Source organism: Pseudomonas sp. MB-090624 (assembly GCF_003205245.1).
Classification (GTDB): Bacteria; Pseudomonadota; Gammaproteobacteria; order Pseudomonadales; family Pseudomonadaceae; genus Aquipseudomonas; species Aquipseudomonas juntendi.
Genome location: NZ_QJRK01000025.1, coordinates 1 through 18,465, shown reverse-complemented (window position 1 = coordinate 18,465; position 18,465 = coordinate 1). Strand labels below are relative to the sequence as shown.

15 protein-coding genes are annotated in these 18,465 nt (G+C 64.5%); 6 read left to right on the top strand and 9 right to left on the bottom strand.

Features of this window, described 5'->3' with window-relative positions:
- Positions 1 to 32: 32 nt before the first annotated feature.
- Complete coding sequence (locus DMX12_RS15240) at positions 33 to 2,438, top strand: TonB-dependent receptor (RefSeq protein ID WP_110678434.1); 2,406 nt, start codon at positions 33 to 35, stop codon at positions 2,436 to 2,438.
- 171 nt (positions 2,439 to 2,609) lie between these two features.
- Here DMX12_RS15240 and DMX12_RS15235 read toward each other — a convergent pair whose 3' ends face one another.
- Positions 2,610 to 3,026: a RidA family protein gene (locus DMX12_RS15235; RefSeq protein ID WP_029887064.1), complete on the bottom strand. Its 417-nt coding sequence runs from the start codon at positions 3,024 to 3,026 to the stop codon at positions 2,610 to 2,612.
- A complete protein-coding gene (locus DMX12_RS15230; RefSeq protein WP_054912739.1) occupies positions 3,026 to 4,345 on the bottom strand; it encodes an NAD(P)/FAD-dependent oxidoreductase in 1,320 nt (439 codons plus the stop codon). Before DMX12_RS15230 ends, DMX12_RS15235 begins: the two co-directional genes overlap by 1 nt.
- 386 nt (positions 4,346 to 4,731) lie before the next feature.
- On the opposite strand from DMX12_RS15230, the gene DMX12_RS15220 reads away from it, so the two are divergent.
- Entirely contained in the window at positions 4,732 to 5,409 is a 678-nt protein-coding gene (locus DMX12_RS15220; RefSeq protein WP_029887066.1) for a DUF1028 domain-containing protein, read from the top strand.
- Positions 5,402 to 6,562 carry an acetylornithine deacetylase gene (gene argE, locus DMX12_RS15215; protein ID WP_110678430.1) on the top strand — a complete coding sequence of 387 codons (1,161 nt, stop codon included), beginning with the start codon at positions 5,402 to 5,404 and terminating at the stop codon, positions 6,560 to 6,562. The genes DMX12_RS15220 and argE overlap by 8 nt, the downstream gene beginning before the upstream one ends.
- A gap of 70 nt (positions 6,563 to 6,632) precedes the next feature.
- Here the strand turns inward: argE and DMX12_RS15210 are convergent, their stop codons facing one another.
- Complete coding sequence (locus DMX12_RS15210; protein WP_009686532.1) at positions 6,633 to 7,901, bottom strand: carbohydrate porin; 1,269 nt, start codon at positions 7,899 to 7,901, stop codon at positions 6,633 to 6,635.
- A 128-nt stretch (positions 7,902 to 8,029) separates the two neighbouring features.
- Positions 8,030 to 10,447, bottom strand: coding sequence for a glucose/quinate/shikimate family membrane-bound PQQ-dependent dehydrogenase (locus DMX12_RS15205; protein ID WP_110678427.1), 2,418 nt, complete (start codon positions 10,445 to 10,447; stop codon positions 8,030 to 8,032).
- A gap of 317 nt (positions 10,448 to 10,764) precedes the next feature.
- On the opposite strand from DMX12_RS15205, the gene DMX12_RS15200 reads away from it, so the two are divergent.
- Both DMX12_RS15200 and DMX12_RS15195 read left to right on the top strand, forming a co-directional pair.
- Positions 10,765 to 11,670, top strand: coding sequence for a LysR family transcriptional regulator (locus DMX12_RS15200; protein WP_110678425.1), 906 nt, complete (start codon positions 10,765 to 10,767; stop codon positions 11,668 to 11,670).
- A 104-nt stretch (positions 11,671 to 11,774) separates the two neighbouring features.
- Entirely contained in the window at positions 11,775 to 12,977 is a 1,203-nt protein-coding gene (locus DMX12_RS15195; protein WP_110678423.1) for an MFS transporter, read from the top strand.
- Between the two features lie 41 nt (positions 12,978 to 13,018).
- On the opposite strand, the gene DMX12_RS15190 is transcribed toward DMX12_RS15195, so the two are convergent.
- On the bottom strand, positions 13,019 to 13,630 hold the full coding sequence (locus DMX12_RS15190; RefSeq protein WP_054912745.1) for a LysE family translocator: 612 nt from the start codon (positions 13,628 to 13,630) through the stop codon (positions 13,019 to 13,021).
- A gap of 105 nt (positions 13,631 to 13,735) precedes the next feature.
- On the opposite strand from DMX12_RS15190, the gene DMX12_RS15185 reads away from it, so the two are divergent.
- Positions 13,736 to 14,710, top strand: coding sequence for a GlxA family transcriptional regulator (locus tag DMX12_RS15185; RefSeq protein ID WP_110678537.1), 975 nt, complete (start codon positions 13,736 to 13,738; stop codon positions 14,708 to 14,710).
- Positions 14,711 to 14,744: 34 nt separating this feature from the next.
- On the opposite strand, the gene DMX12_RS15180 is transcribed toward DMX12_RS15185, so the two are convergent.
- The 4 genes from DMX12_RS15180 to DMX12_RS15165 form a co-directional block, all read right to left on the bottom strand.
- The gene (locus tag DMX12_RS15180; RefSeq protein ID WP_110678421.1) at positions 14,745 to 15,596 is read right to left on the bottom strand and encodes a CAP domain-containing protein; all 852 of its coding nucleotides are present in this window, start codon (positions 15,594 to 15,596) and stop codon (positions 14,745 to 14,747) included.
- A 231-nt stretch (positions 15,597 to 15,827) separates the two neighbouring features.
- The gene (locus tag DMX12_RS15175; protein WP_110678418.1) at positions 15,828 to 16,439 is read right to left on the bottom strand and encodes a cell wall hydrolase; all 612 of its coding nucleotides are present in this window, start codon (positions 16,437 to 16,439) and stop codon (positions 15,828 to 15,830) included.
- Between the two features lie 32 nt (positions 16,440 to 16,471).
- Positions 16,472 to 17,389 (bottom strand): AEC family transporter, encoded by a 918-nt coding sequence (locus tag DMX12_RS15170; protein WP_054903942.1) that lies wholly within the window; start codon positions 17,387 to 17,389, stop codon positions 16,472 to 16,474.
- Positions 17,390 to 17,513: 124 nt separating this feature from the next.
- On the bottom strand, positions 17,514 to 18,212 hold the full coding sequence (locus DMX12_RS15165; protein WP_110678417.1) for a pirin family protein: 699 nt from the start codon (positions 18,210 to 18,212) through the stop codon (positions 17,514 to 17,516).
- Between the last annotated feature and the right edge of the window lie 253 nt (positions 18,213 to 18,465).

Sequence of the window (18,465 nt, the reverse complement as noted above, 5' to 3'; positions counted from 1 at the left end):
CGGTAGGAGAAAATAAAGGGGAGCCTTGTTCAATGCCAGCAGTAAAGTCTTGCCGCCTGCGCCCACTGGCGCGCGCCGCGCATCCGTTGTTCGCCATGAGCCTGTTGCTGTGTTCACCGGCCTGGGCCGATGAGCCCGTGCGCCGCACATACCAAGTAGCGCCCGCCAGCCTGGGGGCCGCGTTGACCCGCTTCGCCGACCAGGCGGGCGTCAGCCTTTCGCTGGACCCGGCACTGGTGCAAGGCCGGCAGAGCGCTGGCCTGTCTGGCGCCTACAGTGTTGACGAAGGGTTTGCCCAATTGCTGCTTGGCAGCGGCCTGCAATGGCTCCCGGTGGGTGAAGGGGCCTTCACCCTGGTGCCGGCCCCCCAGGCCGGTAGCGCCCTGGAAATCGCCCCTACCAGTATCGTCGGCGGGCTGGTCGCCCCTGGCCAATCGCAGCCCTACGCGGGCGGCCAGGTGGCACGCCAGGGCGCACAAGGCCTGCTCGGCTCGCGGGACTTCATGGAAACCCCCTTCAGCATCACCAGTTACACCAGCGAGGTGGTCAAGAACCAGCAGGCCCGCACCCTGGGCGAGCTGATTGCCAGCGACCCCTCGGTACGCGCCACCAACCCCGCCGGCGGGCGCTTCGAACAATTCACCATTCGCGGCTTCAGCCTGTTCAATAGTGATGTCGCCTACAACGGCTTGTACGGGATCTTACCGACCTATTCGATCGACATGGAAATGGCCGAGCGGGTCGATATCATCAAAGGCCCCAGCCAGTTGCTCAACGGCATATCGCCCCGGGGCAGCGTAGGCGGTGGCATCAACGTGCAACCCAAGCGCGCTGGCGACAAGCCGATTACCACGTTCACCGGCAGCTATGCCTCCGACAGCCAGGTGGGGGGTGCCGTGGATATCGGCCGGCGCTTCGGCGAAGGTGACCAGTTCGGTGTGCGCTTCAACGGCGTCAAGCAAGCCGGCGATACTGCATGGGACCACCAGTCTGTCGATCGCCAGATGGCGGTGCTGGGCCTGGATTTTCGCGGCGAGCGCCTGCGCCTGTCGGCCGACCTGGGCCACACCGAGCGCGATACCGATGCGCCGCAGGAGCGTGTGCTGATCGGCGCCAACGCCAAGGTGCCGGATGCCGATGACGTGCGCCACAACTATGCCCAGGCCTGGAGCAAGGCGCGCACCAATGACACCTTTGGCGCACTGAATGCCGAATACGATATCAGTGATTCGCTGCTGGCCTACGGTGCGGTCGGCGCGCGCAAGAGCAACCATGACTTCCTGCGCCACAACGTGTCGATCATCAATGACGCCGGCGATTTCAGTGTGCAGCCCCGCGACTTTACCCGCGATGAATCTGTGCGTACCGCCATGGCTGGCCTGCGCAAGTGGTTGCAGACCGGGCCGGTCAGCCACGAACTGAACCTGGCCGCCAGCTATTACTACATGGACTTCACCAACGGCGGCGCCCGTTATGCCGCCGCACCCAGCAACCTCTACCACCCGGTGGCCACACCCACGCCGGGCACACCCACCCGCTTCGATTCGAAGGTCTACACGGAAAACCGCTTCTCCGGCGTGGCCCTGGCCGACACCCTGGGCTTTTTCGACGACCGCCTTCTGCTGACCCTGGGCGCGCGCTGGCAGCGGGTGCAAGTGGATGACTGGAGTGATGGCGTCAAAGGCGACACCGCCTATGACGAAGAAAAGGTCTCGCCCTCTGGCGGGGTGCTGCTCAAGGTCACCGAGCAGTTGTCGCTGTACGCCAATTACATGGAAGGCCTGAGCCAAGGCAAGATCGCCCCGTCGACCTCGGTCAACGAAGACCAGATATTTCCGCCATTCACCAGCCGCCAGGTCGAGGTCGGGGCCAAGTATGACTTTGGCCAGGTGGCCTTCACCGCCAGCGCGTTCCGCATTCGCCAGCCGGCCTACGAAACCAACCCGGCTTCGCGGGTGTTCGGCCCCAATGGCAAGCGTGACAACCGCGGCATCGAGCTGAGTGTGTTCGGTGAGCCTGTGCAGGGTGTGCGGGTACTGGGTGGGGTGATGTACATCGACAGCGAGCTGACCGACACCGTCGATGGCGCCTACGACGGCAACCGCGCCCCGGCCACGCCGGAGTACAACGTGAACCTGGGGGGCGAGTGGGACGTGCCGGGGGTCAAAGGCTTGACCCTGACAGCACGCGGTATCCACTCCAGCTCGCAGTACCTGGACCAGAACAACAGCAAGAAGATCGATGGCTGGGAGCGCTATGACCTGGGGGCGCGCTACGCGTTCAAGGTGGATGAGACCGAGGTCACATTGCGTGCCAGTGTCGAGAACGTGCTGGATGACCGCTACTGGAGCTCGGCAGGGGCCTCGGATGACAGCGAGCCGGGCCTGACCCTGTCGACCCCACGCACCTATCTGCTGTCTGCCACGGTCGGCTTCTAAGCCTTGCACGGTCCCCTGTAGGAGCGGCCTTGTGTCGCGATGGGGCGCGAAGCGGCCCCAAATTTTCAGCTTCGCCGCAACTTCAGCTTCGCCGCAAAAAAACCGGGGCCGCTTCGCGCCCCATCGCGACGCAAGGCCGCTCCTACAGGGCAAGCGCCTGGCAACTGCCGGTCACGCCTGGTCCGGCACCACGGCGATCACGTCGATCTCCATCAGCCATTCGGCCTGGGCCAGGCCGGCCACTACCAGGCCGGTGGAAATCGGGAACACGCCCTTGAGCCATTTGCCCACTTCCTTGTACACCGGCTCGCGGAAACGTGGGTCGGTGATGTAGGTGGTGGTCTTGACGATATGCGACAGGTCCGAGCCGGCTTCTTCGAGCAGTTGCTTGACGTTCTTCATCGCCTGTTCGGCCTGCGCCCGCGGGTCACCCAGGCCCACCAGCCTGCCTTCGAAGTCGGTGCCGACCTGGCCACGCACATAAATGGTGTTACCGGCCCGCACCGCCTGGCACAGGTCGTTGTCCAGGGTCTGGTTGGGGTAGGTGGCCTTGGTGTTGAACATGCGGATGCGGGTATGGGTAGGCATCAGTGGGCTCCGAGGGTGCTGACGTTGCTGAATGTGGCGGGTTGCTGCCGGTCGGCCGCGCGCTGGTCGCGGTCGCGGTAGGCGCTGTAGGTGCGTTGCGTGGCAATGTGGCCGGCGACGTGTTTGGCGTCGTGCCATACGCCCCAGATGAACGACGAGCCACGGCGCGACAGCCACGGCAGGCCAAGGAAATACACACCTGGTTCGCGAGCGACACCGCGCTGATGCTGGGGCTTGCCATTGGCGTCGAAGGTGTCCACCTGCAGCCAACTGAAGTCCACGCCGTAGCCGGTGGCCCAGATGATGCTGCGGACACCGGCCTTGGCCAGGTCCAGCTGCTGCAGTGGGTCGAGCATGCAGGCCGGGTCGGCCAGGCGCCGGCGCGCTTCAGGCTCTTGCGGCAGGTCGAGGCCGTTGCGCTCCACATAGGCATCGGCGGCGTCCAGCAAGGCCAGGTAGTTCTCATCGCCCCGCGTGATGTTCTCGACCAGGTTGTCCTGGAAGTGCGCCACGCCGTTTTCGAACGACCGGGTCAGGCCAACCAGGGTCATGCCCTGGTGGGCGAGGGCACGGAAGTCGACCGTATGGCCCCCACGGGCGCCGCTCACGGCAATGGTCACGTGCTCGCGGCCAGGCTTGGCAATCTCTGCGTCCCATTCACCCAATACGCCAAGCCACCAGCAGAAGTCGCGGTTGCGGTAAGCCCGTGGCGGGCGATCGTGAGCGCCGACCGACAGGTACACCTGACGGCCGGCACGCATCAGCTCTTCGGCGATCTGCACGCCGGACGAGCCTGCACCCACCACCAGCACTGCACCTTCGGGCAGTTGTTCGGGGTTGAAGTAGGCGGCCGAGTGGATCTGGTGCAGGTTGGCGTCTTTTGGCGCAATCGCCGGTATCACCGGCTTCTGGAACGGGCCGGTCGCCGCCACCACGCGGTTGGCGCGGATCACGCCTTCATTGGTTTCGATGGTGAAGCCAGGGCGGTCGCTGTTGCGCTGTACTTTCTTCACTTCGATGCCGGTGCGCACCGGCAGGTTGAACTTGCGTACGTACTGTTCGAAGTAGTCGGCCACCTGGTCTTTGCCGGCGAAGGCGTCGGCATCGAGGTTGAATTCCAGCCCCGGGAAGCGGTCGTGCCAGGCCGGCCCATTGGCCACCAGCGAATCCCAGCGGCCGCTGCGCCAGGCCTCGGCAATGCGGTTGCGCTCCAGCACCAGGTGCGGCACGCCCAGCTTGCTCAGGTGTTCGCTCATGGCCACGCCAGCCTGGCCGGCGCCGACCACGAGGGTGTCGATTTCGAAGTTGTTCAGTGTCATGTCCGAGCCCTTGTTCAGGCGGTTTTTGTCAGGTCGGTTTGGGGACCGCCGTTGCCTGGGGCCAGACTAGGGATGCTGCGCAAATGGCGAAAATAGTATTTAGCTGGGGCTTGCCGATAAAACGGCGAAGGCCCCGGATCTTGTGAACGCAACTGTCGTGTTGGAACGTTGAAAGCTCGCGCACTCGCTGTGGGAGCGGGCATGCCCGCGAACACCGGCAAAGCCGGTGCCAGCCACTGCGTCGCCTGGTTCGCGGGCTCGCCCGCTCCCACAGGGCCTCAGACCCTAGTTTTTTCCTGCCTAGCCCCTCGGAAAAAGGTGGTTTCGCCTGCCCGAAGGTTCCACCCAGAATGGCCTGCATTGCACAGCACAACAGGAACCATGCCATGACCTTCTCCATCATTGGTCGCTGCCAGGAAACCGGCCAGGTCGGTATCGCCATCAGTTCGTCGAGCATCGCCGTAGGGGCCCGTTGCCCGTGGGTGCGTGCCGGCGTGGGCGCGGTCGCTACCCAGAACATCACCCTGCCGGCGCTGGGCCCGCAGATTCTCGACGCCATGGAGCAGGGCCAGTTGCCACCCGCCGCAGCGCTGGACCGGGTGTTGAGCGCCAATGGCTGGAGCGAGTACCGCCAGGTGACGGTGATCGACAGCACCGGCCAGGTGGCCTTGTTCACGGGGCGCGAGGCGCTTGGCACACACCATGCCGTGGCCGGCGAGCAATGCGCGGCGGCGGGCAATTTGCTGTCCTCCACCGTGGTGATCGAAGCGATGGTGCTGGCCTTCGAACAGGCCGGTGGGCACCTGGCCGACCGCCTGCTGGCGGCCATGCACGCGGCGATGGCTGCGGGCGGTGAGGCGGGGCCGGTGCACTCGGCGGCGCTGAAAATTGCGGGCGAGCTGACCTGGCCACTGGTGGACCTGCGCGTCGACTGGGCCGACAACGACCCGATCGGAGCGCTCGATGGCCTGTGGCAAGCCTACCGCCCACAAATGCAGGACTACGTCACCCGCGCCCTCAACCCGACCTCTGCGCCAAGCTACGGGGTGCCGGGCGATGAGTGAGTTTGCCAGCCGCACGCTGCTGGCCAGGCTGGTCGGCTTTGCCACGGTCAGCCGTGACTCCAACCTGGCGCTGATCGGCTTCATTCGCGATTACCTGGCCGGGTTGGGCGTGGAATGCGAGCTGTTCCACAACCCGGAGAGAACCAAGGCTAACCTGTTTGCCACCATCGGCCCCAAGGATATTGGCGGCGTGGTGCTGTCCGGGCATACCGACGTGGTGCCGGTAGACGGCCAGGCCTGGACGGCCGAACCGTTCGCCCTCAGCGAACACGATGGCCGCTTGTATGGCCGTGGCACAGCCGACATGAAAGGCTTCATCGCGTCAGTGCTGGCAGCGGTACCCGCATTTCTCGCCCAACCGCTGCGCATGCCTGTGCACCTGGCATTTTCATATGACGAAGAGGTCGGCTGTCTGGGTGTACGCTCGATGCTCGCAGCGCTCGAACAACGCCGGCACAAACCGCGGCTGTGCCTGATCGGTGAACCCACTGAACTCAAACCCGTGTTGGGGCACAAGGGCAAACTGGCGATGCGCTGCCAGGTGCATGGCGCTGCTTGCCATTCAGCGTATGCACCGTATGGCGTGAATGCCATCGAGTATGCCGCCAGGCTTATCGGCAAGCTGGGTGATATCGGCGACGCGCTGGCCTTGCCGCAGTATCACGACGAGCGTTTCGACCCACCGTTCTCCACGGTGCAGACCGGGGTGATCAAAGGGGGCAGGGCGCTGAACATCGTGCCGGCCGAGTGCGAATTCGATTTCGAGGTGCGTGCCTTGCCGGGGTTCGAGGCACAGGCGGTGGCTGACCAACTGCAGGCCTATGCTGAGGCTGAGTTGCTGCCGCGCATGCGCAAGGTCCACGCCGACAGTGCCATTCGTCTGCAGCCGCTGAGTGCCTATCCGGGGTTGGCTACACCGCAGGACAGCGAAGCTGCGCAGCTGGTGGCGCTGCTCAGTGGTTCGGATAAATTCGGCACCGTGGCGTTTGGTACTGAAGGCGGGCTGTTCGAGCAGGCGGGCATCCCGACCGTGGTGTGCGGACCCGGGAGCATGGAGCAGGGGCACAAGCCGGATGAATTCGTCAGTGTCGAACAGCTGCAGGGCTGTGATGCCATGCTGCTCAGACTGGTGGATCACCTCAGGCAGGCTTGACGGTTGAGCTGCCGGGGCTCTGTGGGCGCGGGTGCACCCGCGAATGGGCCGCAGTGCGGCCCCCGGCGACTCAGAAGGTTGCTTTTACCTGCAGGCCCACCACCAGCGCGTTGTCGATGTCTTTGCCAGTGAACGCCCCTGGCTCGATGATGTACTGCACATCCGGGCGCAGGTTCAGCCATGGCGTGGCCTGGTAGCCGTAGCTCAGCTCGATCAACTGCTCGGCGCTGTCGATATCGGGGAACGGCTGGCCGGCGTTGAATGCAGCATCTTCCAGCACATCGCGGCTACGCGGGTTGGGTACGGCGCGGCCGTAACCCAGTGCCACGGTATCTCTCGGGCGGCCTTCGAACGGCTTGTACAGCACCACCCCGGCGCCATACCACTTGGTGAACGGCGAAGCGGCCTTGCTCGACGCCGAATACTGGCCGAAGGCGTGCAGGCTGCGGCCTGGCGAGGCCTGATCGTTCCACAGCGCCTGGTCGACCAGCAGGTAGTGCCCGCCGCGCCCCGACACTTCGTCGTCGCTGCCGATGCGCTTCACGTCGGAGCTGTCGTAGTAGTACCCCAGCTTGTACTCGCCCGGCAGTTCGCCCTGCAGCTTGTACACCAGTTCCACCGGGACCACGGTGCCAGTGGTGTGCTTGGGCCCCAGGTGCCAGGCACGGCTGGAATTGCCGTTGCTCTCGGGGTCCACATTGAACGCTGCCACACGCAGTTGCCAGGCGGGCGACAGGTCGTACTTCACGCGCACGCCGAGGTGGGCGTTGGGGTAGTTGGTCCAGCCGCTGCCCCCCGACATGTTCAGCGGGTGGCCACAGAAGCCGGCGTTCATGAAATTGCACAGGATGCCGCTGTCCAGGCCGCCGACGTCGTTGCCCATGGCCATGTAGCCCAGCTTGACGTTGAGCGCAGGGGTGAACAGGGTGCGTTCGTAGCTCAGCTCGGTCAGGCGGGTGTACAGGCCGCCGTAGTTTTCCTGGATCGGCAGGCGGTTGCCGACCAGGTCGTCCGACGCGCTGTTGCCGCGACGGTCGTTGATGGTCAGCTGGACTTTGCCGCCGTTGTCCAGGCCGTACAGCTTCGACAGGTCGAACTGCACGCCCAGCTTGACGTTCTGCGAGTAACGCGCCGAGCGGTGCAGGCCGCCATGCGCGTTGTAGGCGGTTTCACCGCTGTAGTCGCCGGTGATTTTCACCCCGTCCTGTTCCAGCTGGTGGCGCAGGCCGCCCCAGTCACCGGTGAGGGTGCTGCGGGTGAGGAGGTCGTCGTTGGCGAGTGCAGTGCTGCTGGCCAGCGCCAGCAGCAGGGTGGGGGTGAAGCGAATTACGGATGGCATTGCTGTGTCTCGGGTTGTCTGTTCGGGCCTCTTCGCGGGCGAACCCGCTGCCACAGGGGCTGCACCATTTGCCGGGGCAGTGATCCGCCTGTGGCGGCGGGTTCACCCGCGAACGGGGCGACGCTGTGTTACGGCAAGGCGTAAGCGATCACGTAGTCGCCACGGTCGGTCGACTGGCGCGCACCGCCCGCTGTCACGACCACGTACTGCTTGCCGGTTTTCGGCGAAACGTAGGTCATAGGGCCACCCTGGCTGCCCACTGGCAGGCGCGCCTTCCAGATTTCGTCACCGTTGCCGCTGTTGTAGGCGCGCAGGTAGAAGTCCTGGGTGCCGGCAATGAACACCAGGCCGCCTTGGGTCGACAGGGTGCCGCCCAGGGTGGGCAGGCCGATCTTGATCGGCAGGTGCATGCGGATACCCAGCGGGCCGGTGTCTTCAACGGTGCCCACCGGTACCTGCCAGGCCACCTGACGGGTCTTCATGTCGATCGCGGTGAGGGTGCCGAACGGCGGCGCCTGGCATGGAATACCGGCTACCGACAGGAAGCGGTTCTTGTTCACCGCATACGGGGTGCCCTTGAGCGGTACTGCACCCATGCCGGTGTTCAGGGCTTCGCCGCCGGACGCTGCATTGCCTTTGTTCTGCGACGGAATCATCTGGATCCACAGGCCCAGGCGCATGTCGTTGACGAAGATGAAACCGTGTACCGGGTCGGTGGAAAGGCTGCCCCAGTTCATGCCGCCCAGCGAACCCGGGAAGCTCAGCGACAGGTCGGTGCCGGGCGCTGTGTACAAGCCGTCATAGCGCATCTTCTTGAAGTCGATGCGGCACAGCAGCTGGTCATACGGGGTGGCACCCCACATGTCCGACTCGGTCAGGGTCTGCGCGCCGATCTGCGGCATGCCCACCGACTTGGGCTGGGTTGGCGAGTACGGCTCGTTTGGAATGTTACCTGGCTTGACCGGAACTTCGTCGACCTGGGTCAGCGGTTTGCCGGTGGCGCGGTCGAGCACGTAGATCTGCCCGGCTTTGGTGCCGATCACTACCGCAGGTACGGTCTGGCCGTCGTCCTTGGTGAAGTCGATCAGGCTCGGCTGCATCGGCAGGTCGAAGTCCCAGAGGTCGTTGTGCACGGTCTGGTACACCCACTTCTGGTTGCCGGTGGTGGCGTCCAGGGCCAGCACCGAAGCGCCGTAGGTGTGGTCCAGCTTGCTGCGTTCAACACCGTAGATGTCGGTGGACGACGAGCCCATAGGAAGGAACACGGTGTTCATCGCCGGGTCGTAGGACATCGGTGCCCAGCTGTTCGGGGTGCTGCGCACGTAGGTGTTGTCGCCCTGCGGGGCCTGGCGGTCTTCCGGGTTGCCCGGGTCGAAGGCCCAGCGCATTTCCCCGGTGATCACGTCGAAGCCACGGATCACGCCGCCTGGCATGTCGGCCTGGACGTTGTCGGCAACGCGGCCGCCGACCACCACGGTGGTGCCGGCCATCAGCGGTGCCGAGGACAGCTGGTAGTAAGAGTCTGGCACATCGCCCAGGCCGGCCATCAGGTTGACCTGGCCGTTGTTGCCGAAGCCCTGGCAGAACTCGCCGGTGTCGGCATCGACGGCAATCAGGCGGCCATCGATGGTGTTGGTCAGCAGGCGACGCTGGCAGTTGGCGCCGGCCGGCACGCTACCGCCGGTGACCGGCGAGCTGTTGGGCTGGGTCGGCTGGGCGATGGCCGCAGTGGCATCGAAATAGGCCAGGCCACGGCAACGCTGCCAGACCTTGGACTGGGCATTGATGGCGTTCTTCCACAGCTCTTTGCCGGTGTCGGCATCCAGCGCGATCAGGTTGTTGTGCGGGGTGCAGATGAACACCTTGTTGCCGATCTGCAGGGGTGTCAGCTGGTCTTCGGCACCGTTGCCGTCGCTGATGGCGACGTCGCCGGTGTGGTAGGTCCAGGCCACCTTCAGCTTGTTCACGTTGTCACGGTTGATCTGGTCCAGCGCGGCGAAGCGGCTGCCACCTTCGGTATTACCGTAGTGGGCCCAGTCCTTCTGTTCCTTGCCGGCCTCGACCGCGGTCATGCCCGGGCCTTTGCCAGTAGGGGCTACACTTGGGTGGGCGACGAACATGTTGCCGGCGGCAACCGCCAGCACCACGGCCATCACCGCGGCAACGCCGTAGGCACCGCGCCCGGCGCTGGCGCCATTGGCGCGGGCCAGCAGTGGGTACACCAGCGCTACCACCATGCCGATGACACCGAACATGAACAGGCGCGAGAACAGCGGCCAGAACACCAGGCCGGCGTCGACCAGCGCCCAGAGGGCAGTGCCAACCAGGAACAGCGCGTACAGCCAGGCGCCCGCTTTTTTACGGCGGGCAATGAGCACACCGGCGATGGCCATGGCCAGGCCGCCGATCAGGAAGTACCAGGAACCGCCCAGGCCGGCGAGTTTGACGCCGCCGGCAGCCAGGAGCAGGCCAAGCAGGGCGATGATCACGCCCAGGCCAATCAGGATGATGTTTGAGGCGCCAGAGGCGCGCGGTGTTTCGTTCATGCCAGGGATCTCAGCAGGTGGAATGCGCGCAGTTTAAGCCCTTAGCTTGCTAATTAACAAGTTGGTACATAATTTTGTGAGGCTGATTGTCGCAGGGCTGAACTTAACGCGGTGTGTCTAAAATTCTAGATCGTGTCTGGAAAAATGCATGAAAACACCGGGTATGGCGGGCAAGGTTTTTTATCGCGGCTACGTTCATTTGTAGGCTTTACGCCGGTTGGGCGTGCGCCCGCCATGGCCCTGTTTGCTTGGCGCCATGCTTCTTGACCGGGCTGGCGGTTTGTAAGACCTTTGCGAGTTTTCGAGGACGGCCTGACATGGACAAACTTTTGGCGATGAAAATGTTCGTGGCCACCGTCGATGCCCAGGGTTTTTCAGCGGCTGCACGCCGGCTGGGGGTGGCGACCTCGTCGGTGACGCGCCTGGTCGATGCCCTTGAGTCGGCGCTGGGCGCCACCTTGCTCAATCGTTCGACGCGCCAGGTCAGTCTGACCGAGGCAGGCGCGCGCTACTACCAGCGCGCCCGGGGCATCTTCGAGGCGCTGGACGAGGCCGATGCCAGCATCTCGGACCGCGGTGAGGAACCGGTCGGTGTGCTGCGCCTGTGCTTGCCGGTGGAGTTCGGCAGGCGGGTCATCGCCCCGCACCTGGGGCCTTTTCTGGCGCGCTACCCGGCGCTGGAGCTGGACATCGACCTTAGCGACCGCATCGACGACCTGCTCGACGGGCGTTATGACCTGTCGATCCGCCTGGGTGACCCAGCGCCCAGCGATGAAATGGTGTGCCGCCCACTGGGCCGCTTCCAACGCTGGCTGGTCGCCAGCCCGGGCTACCTGGCCGAGCGCGGGCCGCTCCTGCATCCCCGGCAGCTGCTTGAACACGCCTGCCTGCGTTTTCGCTATGGGCAAAAAGCACGGCCCTGGCGGCTGACCTGTGGCCAGGAAAGCCTGGAGCTGGACGTAAGCGGGCCGCTGCGCAGTGCCAACGCCGACATGTTGCGCGAAACGGCGCTGGCGGGCAGCGGTATTGCATTGCTGGCCGACTGGCTGGTACGCGAAGACGTTGAAGGCGGTCGGCTGCAGCGCCTGCTCCCTGAATGGCAAGCCAACCCTGGCACCGCCAACGACTGTATCAACGCCCTGTACCTGCCCAACCACCGGGGTTCGCGACGGGTCAGCGCTTTCATTGGGTTTTGCGAAAATGTGCTGAATACTGGCCGCTAGCGTTGCGCTATACGCAAAGGCGCGTTGCGTAGCTGCCCAATTCTCGGCGCCGCTGCCCGCAGGTAAGGTGGCCGTCATACCCATACCTTGTCGAGGAACCTCGCATGAACCCTTCCGTCGCTTCAGCGCAACCGGCCACTGCCAGCCTGAGCCGGGCCCTGGTGGTACTCCTGGCGTTCTGCTGCGGCGCTATCGTCGCCAACATCTACTACGCCCAACCCATCGTGGGGTTGATCGCCCCGGACCTGGGGCTGTCTACCGAACATGCCAGCCTGATCGTTTCCCTCACCCAGCTCGGCTATGCGTTGGGCCTGTTGTTGCTGGTACCGTTGGCCGACTTGCTGGAAAACCGTCGTCTGATGGTGGCCACCGCCGTTCTGGCCTGCATCAGCCTGCTGTTGGCAGGTACCAGTGGCAGTGGCCAGGGGCAGTTGTTCCTGGGTTACGCCCTGCTGATCGGCTTCAGTTCAGTGGCGGTGCAGATGCTGATTCCGCTGGCGGCGCACCTGGCGCCCGAGCACCAGCGCGGTCGGGTAGTGGGCAACATCATGGGTGGGTTGCTGCTGGGCATCCTGCTGGCCCGGCCGTTGTCCAGCCTGGTGGCCGACCACTTCGGCTGGCGTGCGGTATTCATCGGCGCAGCCGGGGTGATGTTGGCGATCATCCTGCTGCTGGCGTCGACCCTGCCGCAGCGTCGGCCCGAGCACAAGGCCAGTTACGCAGGGCTGATGCTGTCGCTGCTCACCTTGCTGCGCCATTACCCGCTGCTGCGCCAGCGCTCGCTGTACCAGGCCTTGATGTTCGCCGCATTCAGCCTTTACTGGACGGCGGTGCCGCTGGCCCTGGCTGCAGGGCATGGCCTGTCGCAAAGCCAGATTGCCTTGTTCGCGTTGGTCGGCGCAGTGGGTGCGGTTGCGGCACCCATTGCCGGCCGCCTGGCCGATGCCGGGCATGCCCGGGCGGGGTCGTTACTGGCGCTGTTACTGGCGCCGGCCGCCTTGCTGCTGGGTTTGACGGTGCCCGGCTACAGCGTGATCGGCCTGGGCCTGACGGGTGTGCTGCTGGATTTTGCGGTGCAGATGAACATGGTGATCGGCCAGCGTGAAGTGTATGCACTGGACCCGGCCAGCCGTGGGCGTTTGAATGCGGTGTACATGACCAGCATCTTCCTTGGCGGGGCGCTGGGTTCGGCAGTGGCCAGTGCGCTGTTCAGCCAGGTTGGTTGGGCAGGGGTGGCATTGGTGGGCGCCGCCTTGCCGGGGGTGGCGCTGCTGGTCTTCGTTTTCCAGGCACGCCAGGCTCGATAGGCGCTGCAACGCCAGTGGCAGTGGCCTGCCTGTGCCAGGGGCTAGCGGCTCAAGGGCAAGGCCACGCCAATCAGGGCGAACAAGCTCCCGCAGCAGCGATTGAAGCCTTTGCCTGCTTTGCTCAGCCAGGGCCGAACCCGGTACGCCAGCCGCGCCAGCAGGTATTCGACCAGAAACTCGACGCTGGCGAAGGTGGCCGCCATGACCACGAACTGCAACAGCAGCCCGCGCTGTGGGTCGATGAACTGTGGCAGGAACGCGCCGTAGAACAGCAGCACCTTGGGGTTGGCCATGGCCGACAGCAGCCCTTGGCGAAACAACCCTGCGTTGTTCAGCCCAGCGTTGCCCGCATTGAGTTCCAACTGCAGGCCTGGGCTGCGCCACAGCTGCACACCTAGCCAGACCAGGTAGGCACCCCCTAGCCATTTCAGTACGCCAAGCACCGACGCCGAGGCCTGCAGCAATGCACCAAGGCCGAACATCGCCAGGGCGATGAGCGCGCTGAAGCCGAACACGCCGCCGACAATGGTGAACAGGGTTCGCCGGGCGCCATATAGAGCGCCGTGGGTCAAGGCCAGCAGGCTGTTAGGGCCTGGGGTGAGCGACAAACCGATGCTCGCCAGCAGGTAGATGAGCCATGTGTCGAGGTTCATGCCGGGTAACGCCATGTGATGAACAGGGCGCCAGTCTAGGGCGCAATGGTGGCGCTGGCAGGGTAATATCCGGACATTCGATGGTACTTTCTGGACGTGAATACCGTGTATCCCGATATTCGCTTGCTGATCTTGCCGCTACCGGATTTTGCCTTGCTGCCGTTTGGCGCCTTCCTCGACAAGTTGCGCTTCAGCGCCGATGACGAGGACTACAGCCAGCAGCGTTATTGCAGCTGGACGGTGGCGGGGCTGGGTGTTGAACCGGTGCCTTCCAGCAGCGGTGCAGTGCTGCAGGTCGAGGCCGTGGCCGGCGACCTCGAGCTGGCCAGTTTCGACTACCTGGTGCTGTTCGGCGGGCGCAATGCCATGGCCACCGCCGCACTTGCACCGCGCTACCAGGCTTTGCTCAAGCGCGCCAGCAAGGCGGGCGTCAAATTGGTCGGGGTCGACAATGGTGTTTTCCTGCTGGCGGCGTGCGGCCTGTTGCGTGGGCACAAGGTGGTGGTGCACTGGCGCCACGAAGCCGAATTCCGGGCGGCGTTCCCGCATGTGCAGCTACTGCCTGAGCAACTGTACTGCATCGATGGCAACCGTATTACCTGCGCCGGTGGCACGGCGGCCATCGACCTGGCTGTCGCGCTGCTGTCACGTGCCTGCGGTCGCACGCGGGCACTTAAGGGCTTGGCCGACATGCTGGTGGATGAAACCCGCGACAGCCGCCATGCCTTGCGCTCCCTGGAGCCGGGCAGCGGGCCGGGGCGCCAGGTGCAGAAAGCGCAGGCACTGATGCGCCATCATCTGGGGGCGCCGCTGGCAGTGGAGCAACTGGCGGCAGCGTTGGGCATCAGCCGGCGCCAGCTGGACCGGCAGTTTCACGCCAGTCATGGCCTGAGTGCCAAGGCCTGGTGGCGCGAAATGCGCCTGCAGCAAGCACGCTGGCGCTTGCTCAACTCCACGCACAGCCTGGCGCAGATTGCCGACGAAGTCGGCCTGGGCGATGCCAGTTACCTGGGCAAATGCCTGCGGGCGCGGTTTGGCTGTACCGCGCTCGAGCTGCGAGCAGCTACACACCAGGGCTGAAGCGCGCCTGACAGGGTTGCAAGGGGGCTCGAATTCACTGTGGTATGCCGAACAGTGCGGTCCAGTAGATGCCCGCATCGCTCTTCGGGTCCACTGCGTAGGCAGCCCCCAGGTCGCGGAACTCGGGGTTCATCAACGTGGCACAGTGCCCGGGGCTGTCCAGCCAGCCTTCGACCACCTTGTGCGCAGTGTCGCGCCCAGCAGCAATGTTCTCGCCGATCTGCTGATACAGGTAGCCGGCCAGCTCCGCCCGGTCGCCGGGGGTGCGGCCATCCTTGTCGATGTGGTCGAAGAAATTCTGGTTGGCCATGGCCCGCGTGTGGTTGGCGGCAGCCCCCGCCAGCACCGTGTTCCAGCTTAACGGCGGGGCGGCAGCGAAGGGTTGCCCGCCACACTGCCGGGCCACCTTGCGGGCCGCATTGATTTCCTCCACCACTTTCTGCCCTTCGGCTTGCCAGTCACCGAGGCGGCCACTGAGCAGTGGCCGGGCCAGCACGATACGCCAATCGCGGCCTTCCTGGCTGACGCCAATGTCGACGAACTGCGGGTCCAGCACCACCTGGCAGAAACTTTCCTCGATGGCATGCATGGCCGCAGGCGCATCGCGCGGCCCTGACAGGCTGATGGCCTGCACATTGACCATAGGGTAGGCCGCCCGGGTCATGGCCTGCTGCAGATCGCGGGTGCCCTCCGGCGACAGCGCCAGGCGGGTATCGCTGTTCAGCGGTGGCAGTTCCAGCGATGCCTCGCCACCGCAAGGTTGGGCCTGGCTGCGGTAGGCATTGATCGACGCGATCAGTTGCGCTTCTTCGCCGGTAACGGCCAATGCCCCGGTCGAAATCAACAGGCCAAGCGACAAGGCGGCAACGGATGACAGCACGCGCATGTGTATCTCCCTATGACTGGCAGCGGCGTGGTAGGCGCTGCTCATCCTACACAAGCTCGGGGCTTTTGGCCCAGGCGGGTGCAAGGCAAATAAAACGCCGGCAAACAGTGCCGGCGGTACACGAAGGGAGGTAGACCATTGCCCGCCGCAAAAGTGCGAAGCGTAGGCAAACAAACCTAAAAGCCGGCGACAAGTCGGGTGACAGGGCAGTGTGCGCTAACACGTGCCTTGTCAGCGGGCCAACGCCTGGTTGGGTTTGTAGAACAAAAAGTGCGTGGTCTTGGCCGTTCGGCGATAAGCCTTGGCCCAGGCTGGATGCACGCTGCGGTCATGGAAGTAGAGCGCGCCGCCAGTGGAATCCTGCAACTGCTGGTTGAGGGCTTTGCGCGCAATTTCCTTGGCAACCTCGTAGCGCTGCGGCTCCTCGACCTGGTCGGGGCGCCCGTCGCACCACCAGGAAAACTGGCAGGCTTTGCTTTCAACGCCCTGCTTGACCACACCACAGATGGTATCCGGAAAGCCATCCTGGCCCAGGCGGTTCAGCACCACGCTGGCCACGGCGGCCATGTCTTTGGCATCGGCCCCCTTGGCTTCCCAGTAAAGGGTGCGCGCCAGGCAGGTAAGGCTGTCATCCAGCGGTGCCTTGCCAGCCGGGTCCACGGCCTGCGCTTCGCTCGGGGTCAACTTTTCGGCGGGCTTGGGCGGGGGCGCTGCCTCGACCACTTTTTCTTCAAGGGCCTCGGCCTTGCCCTCGGCCACGGCAGCTTTGGCGGGGTCGGCAGCGTGCAAGGGGGCGGCAAGCAGGGCAGTGGTCAGGCCGATCAGCATCCACGAAAAGCGCATGGTCGAACTCCGAACGGTGGGCTGATGCCAGTCTAGCCAAGCGTAAGCATTAATACCAAAGGCAGGGTGGCGGCGGCGGCCACGGTTTGCAGGGCGATGATGGTGGCCATCAACGGTGCATTGCCGCCCATTTGCCGCGCCATTACGTAGGAGGACGAGGCTGTCGGCAGTGCCTGGAACAGCACCGCCACCACTGCGGCCTGGCCGCCCAGGCCCAGCAGCCGGCACAGGCCCCAGGTGGTCACGGGCATGACCAGGAACTTGAACGCCGAAGCCGCCAGTAATGGCCGCGCCTGCTGGCCGAGGCGGGCGCCGCCCAGCGCTGCCCCCACGCACAGCAGCCCCAGCGGCAGGGCAGCCTGGCCCAGGGCCTTGACCGTGGGCTCGATGCCCGGCGGCAGGCCCAGCCCGGTCAAGCGCAGCAGCAGGCCGCCCGCGCAGCCGACAATCAGCGGGTTGGCGAAGATCGCCTTCAGCACGGTTGCTGGCGAACTGTGGCGGGCGCTGAAGCGGGCGAACACCAGCACGCAGAGCAGGTTGACCAGGGGCACGATGGCCGCGTTGGCAACCGCGGCCAGGGCTATGCCGGCGCTGCCGTAGAGGCCGGCAGCCAGGGTGGCACCAATGTAGTTGTTGAAGCGGATACCGCCCTGGAACACCGAGGTGAAATCGGCACCCTCGTGGTCTGCCATGCCTTGGTAGAGCACCAGCATCACCGCGCCCGCCAAGGTAGAAAGCATCAGCGCGCCGACCATGCCCAGCACCGGCACACCCTCCAGGTTGGCGGTGGCCAGGCCATGCAGGAACAGCGCTGGCAGCAGTACGTAGTAGCTCAGGCGTTCAGCGCCAGGCCAGAAGGTTTCGGCCAGAAACCCCCGCAGGCGCAGGAAAGTACCCAGGGCAATCAGCAGAATGATCGGGAGCAGGGTGGTCAGCAGCAACTGCAGCATGTCAACGTTCCGTGGTCGGGTACCGGCAAAGACTACGGCTACGCAACGATTTGTGAAACGGTATTGACTGCACTCGCTGCTGAAAATGACAGCCCGGCTGACCACCAAGCCTGCCGGGTGAAGGTCAGGCCACGTCCACCAGCACGATCTCGCTGTCTTCGATGGCGGTCACGCGCAGAAGCTGCTCCTGCTCGATGGCCACACCATCACGCCCCTTGACCCGCAGGCCGTTGACTTCCACCTGGCCCTTGGCGGGTACCAGGTACCCCCGGCGATCGGCATCGAAACGGTATTCGGCGGTCTCACCCGCTTTCAGGGTGGCAGCCACCAGGCGTGCATCGGTGCGGATCTGCAAGCTGTCTTCATCGCCGGCGCGGCCGCTGGCCAGGGTCACGAAGCCTTCGCCACGTTCACCTTTGGGGAACGGTCGGCTACCCCATTGCGGTGCTTCACCGGTGCGTTCCGGCACGATCCAGATCTGGAAGATACGGGTATCGACGTCTTCCAGGTTGTACTCGCTGTGCACGATGCCGGTACCGGCACTCATCACCTGGACATCACCGGCCTCGGTCCGGCCTTTGTTGCCAAGGCTGTCCTGGTGGGTGATCGCGCCTTCGCGCACATAGGTGATGATTTCCATGTCGCGGTGTGGGTGCGGTGGGAAGCCGCTGCCGGCCGCGATCAGGTCATCGTTCCAGACCCGCAGGTTGCCCCAGTGCATGCGCGCTGGGTCGTAGTACTCGGCAAAGGAAAAATGGTGGTGGGCGTCGAGCCAGCCGTGGTTGGCATGGCCGAGGCTATCGAACGAACGAAGTTGCAGCATGGTCGCGCTCCTTGAATCAGTGGATGAGGCCATGATGCGCTAAAGAAACATCGAAAATAAGCGTAAATATCGGCTTAAAACAATCGAATTAGTGGTTCTATAACCTGCAAGTACTTATCCGCTTCATCGCCTAATCCCCTGATCTGCAAGCATTCGCTGGCCATTTTCGGTCGATGCGGCGAACATGCCCATTGTTTCTGTTCAGCAAGGAGTGACCGTGGCCCAAGAGCTACCCCAGGCCCCCGCCGACCTT